This is a genomic window from Methylibium sp. T29 (assembly GCF_000576205.1).
Taxonomy (GTDB): domain Bacteria; phylum Pseudomonadota; class Gammaproteobacteria; order Burkholderiales; family Burkholderiaceae_C; genus Methylibium; species Methylibium petroleiphilum.
This window is the reverse complement of the sequence record NZ_AZND01000302.1, coordinates 1-3,564: the sequence shown is the minus strand read 5'-3', so window position 1 is coordinate 3,564 and position 3,564 is coordinate 1. Positions and strand designations below refer to the sequence as shown.

Sequence of the window (3,564 nt, the reverse complement as noted above, 5' to 3'; positions counted from 1 at the left end):
GCCGGTGGCCGGCAGCGAGCCGCCGTCAGCGGGTGCTGCGGCGGCCAAGCGCATCGCCGAACGGCTGGTGATCGTCGCGCTCGATCCCGGCCACGGCGGCGAGGACCCCGGCGCCATCGGCCCGACCGGCCTGCGCGAGAAGGACGTGGTGCTGCAGGTGGCGCAGCGCCTGCGCGCCCGCATCAACGAGCAACCCAACATGCGCGCGATGATGACGCGCGACGCCGACTTCTTCGTGCCGCTCAACGAGCGCGTGCGCAAGGCGCGCCGGGTGCAGGCCGACCTGTTCATCTCCATCCACGCCGACGCCTTCATCAAGCCGCATGCGCGCGGTGCCTCGGTGTTCGCGCTCAGCGAGCGCGGCGCCACCAGCGTGGAGGCGCGCTGGATGGCGCAGAAGGAGAACGCCGCCGACCTGGTGGGCGGCACCAACATCAAGAGCAAGGACGCCGCCGTCACGCGCGCCCTGCTCGACATGAGCACCAGCGTGCAGATCCGCGACAGCCTGCGACTCGGCAGCGAAGTGCTGGGCCGCATCGGACAGGTCGGCCGGCTGCACAAGCCGCGCGTCGAGCAGGCCGGCTTCGCGGTGCTGAAGGCGCCCGACGTGCCCTCCATCCTGGTGGAAACGGCCTTCATCTCCAACCCCGAGGAGGAGAAGCGCCTGCGCGACCCGGCCTACCAGACCCAGCTGGTGGAGGCGCTGCTGAGCGGCATCCTGCGTTACTTCGCGAAGAACCCGCCGCTGGCGCGCAACCGCTCCATGTGACGGACAGAACCGGCCTTGCACCGGTGTCGCGGTGTCGCCGCTGGCCTGCCTGGGATGTGGGTGCTATCGAGGGCGTCGAGCCATTTCGTCACAACCACGGCAGCGGAAGCACACCCGCGTGCAGGACGACGAACCCCGCGACATTCAGCAGCACAGTCAACCAAAATGCGGCCACGAAACTCGGCTTGGAGGACTTGTGCCGCAGGAACTGCTGCGCGACCAGGGATCCGGGCCAGCCGCAGGCGAGCCCGATGAGGAGCAGTGTTCCTTCGGACGTTCGCCAGCGCTTCTGGATGGCCGCTGACTTGTCCAGCGCGTATGCCATGAAGGAAACAAGACTGACGAACACGTAGATGGCCGCGACGACCGGCTTGACCGGCCAGTGACTCGCCACGACGTAGTAGATCGCGACGAATGCGGGAATAGCGAGTAGTCGGGGGAGCGTCCAGTCAGCCGGGGCTTCGGAGCGCAGCGGCTTGCGGGATCGACCACGCACCGGGTACTGCACCGAGCGCGCGCGCTTCTTTCCGTTGGGGCCGAGTTCTACCTCGAAAGTTACGGCCTGCCCGACGGTAGGTCGACCGGTTCCTGAAGGAAAGGCCTTGATGTGGACGAAGATATCCTGCCCACCATGAACCGGATCGATGAAGCCGAAACCGCGCTCATCGTTCCAGGATTTGAGTTTGCCGTCGAGACGCATGCGAAGACAACAGACAGTGGCGGAACTCGCACCGAACTGAGCCGTCAGACGGCCTGCGCCTTGCCCTCGCCGCGGCTGGCGCGCCAGGCGCCGAACAGCGCCACCACGCCGGGATGATGATCATGGCCCAGATGATCTTGCTGAGGTTCTGCTGCACCCACGGGATGTTGCCGAACCAGTAGCCGGCGAGCACCAGGCCGCAGACCCACAGCACCGCCCCCAGCACGTTGTAGGCGGTGAACTTGCCGCGGCTCATCGCGGCCACGCCGGCCACGAAGGGCGCGAAGGTGCGGATGAACGGCATGAAGCGCGCCAGCACGATGGTGATGCCGCCGTAGCGCTCGTAGAAGGCGTGGGCCTGGTCGAAGGCGCGCTTGTTGAAGAAGCGCGAACTCTCCCACTGGAATACCTTGGGTCCGAAATAGCGCCCGATCGAGTAGTTGGTCTGGTCGCCCAGCACCGCGGCCACCAGCAGCAGCCCCATCGCCAGCGGCAGGCTCATCAGCCCGGCGCCGCACAGCGTGCCCACCACGAACAGCAGCGAGTCGCCGGGCAGGAAGGGCATCACCACCACGCCGGTCTCGACGAACACGATCAGGAACAGCAGCGCGTAGACCCAGGCGCCGTAGGCCTGCACGAAGGCCGCGAGGTGCACGTCGACGCGCAGGATGAAGTCGATCAGGTAGGCAATGATTTCCATGGGACGCGATTATCCGGGGCCACCGTGACGGCGACGGCGGCTCACAGCCGCGCGCGGATGGCGCGGGTGATCTGCTCGGTCTGCTCGTCCAACGCATCGACCACGAACTCGGCGCCGAAGTCGCGCAGCCAGGCGGCCTCGGCATCGTTCATCGCCGCGCCGACGATCTCCACGCGCGGGTTGAGCTGGCGCGCCGCGCGACAGACCTGCATCTTCTCCACCAGCGGCATGTCGGCCACCACCAGCATGTGTGCCTGGCCCAGGCCGGCGGCGGCCAGCACGTCGGGGCGTCCGGGGTCGCCGTAGATCTGGGCCACGCCGGGCGGCAGGCCCTCCAGCGCCTCGATCGCCTCGTGTTGCACCACGCACAGCGGGATGCCGGCGGCGGCGCAGCGCTGCACCACGCGCCGACCGAGCGAGCGGTAGCCGGCCAGCACCACCGCGGCGCCCGGCGCGTCCGGCGCATAGGTGGAGGCGAGCGGCACCTCTTCCTCGGGCGCGCTGCCGCGCTCCTTCGGCAGCCAGCGCTCGACCAGGCGGAACAGCACCGGGTTGAGCGCGATCGAGACGATGGCCGCCACCACCAGCACGTCCAGCGCCTCCTTGGGGATCACGCCCAGGCTCAACCCCAGGCTCGCCAGGATGAAGGAGAACTCGCCGATCTGCGCCAGCCCCACGCCCACCGTCGCGGCGGTGCGCCAGTCGGAGCGCAGCAGCAGCACGATCACCACCGCCACCAGCGGCTTGAGCAGCAGCACGACGCCCAGCGCGGTGAGCACCAGCGCGGGCTGCTGCACCACCAGGTTCGGGTTGAACAGCATGCCCACCGATACGAAGAACAGCGCGGTGAAGACGTCGCGGAACGGCGCCATGTCGGCCGCCGCCTGCGGCCCGAAGCGCGACTGCCCGACCACCAGCCCGGCGAAGAAGGCCCCGAGCGCCACCGACACATGGAACAGCTCCGACGCCAGCACCGCCACGCCCAGCGCCACCACGAACACCGTGAGCGTGAACAGCTCGGCCGAGCGCGCGCCCGCCACGCGCTCCAGCAGCCGGCCCACCACCCGGGTGCCGACCAGCATGACGATCGCCACGAAGGCCGCGACCTTGCCCATCGCCAGCAGCAGCGCGCTGCCCAGGCTCTGCGCATCGGAGGAGTCGCTCGCCAGCACCGGCAGCACCACCAGCGCCGCGACGGTGAACAGGTCCTCGACGATCAGCCAGCCCACCGCCACATGGCCGTCGCGCGAGCTCAGGCGGTCGCGCTCCACCAGCATGCGCATCAGCACCACGGTGCTCGCCACCGCCAGGGACATGCCGAACACCGCACCGGCCGCATGCGACCAGCCGAAGGCGCGCGCCGCGGCCCAGCCGGCCACGCCGGCCACCAGGCTC

General features: G+C 69.3%; 3 protein-coding genes and 1 pseudogene. 1 reads left to right on the top strand and 3 read right to left on the bottom strand.

The features are described from left to right. Positions 1-769 (top strand): N-acetylmuramoyl-L-alanine amidase (locus x551_RS19810; RefSeq protein ID WP_036250496.1); only part of this gene is annotated, 769 nt, incomplete at its 5' end. 88 nt (positions 770-857) lie between these two features. Here the strand turns inward: x551_RS19810 and x551_RS28030 are convergent. The 3 genes and pseudogenes from x551_RS28030 to x551_RS19795 form a co-directional block, all read right to left on the bottom strand. Next, positions 858-1,469 carry a cold shock and DUF1294 domain-containing protein gene (locus x551_RS28030; protein ID WP_036231525.1) on the bottom strand — a complete coding sequence of 204 codons (612 nt, stop codon included), beginning with the start codon at positions 1,467-1,469 and terminating at the stop codon, positions 858-860. 44 nt (positions 1,470-1,513) lie between these two features. Continuing rightward, positions 1,514-2,169, bottom strand: a pseudogene (locus x551_RS19800) (DedA family protein). 41 nt (positions 2,170-2,210) lie between these two features. Continuing rightward, the coding region (locus x551_RS19795; RefSeq protein WP_051512216.1) for a cation:proton antiporter at positions 2,211-3,564 on the bottom strand (1,354 nt) is incomplete at its 5' end.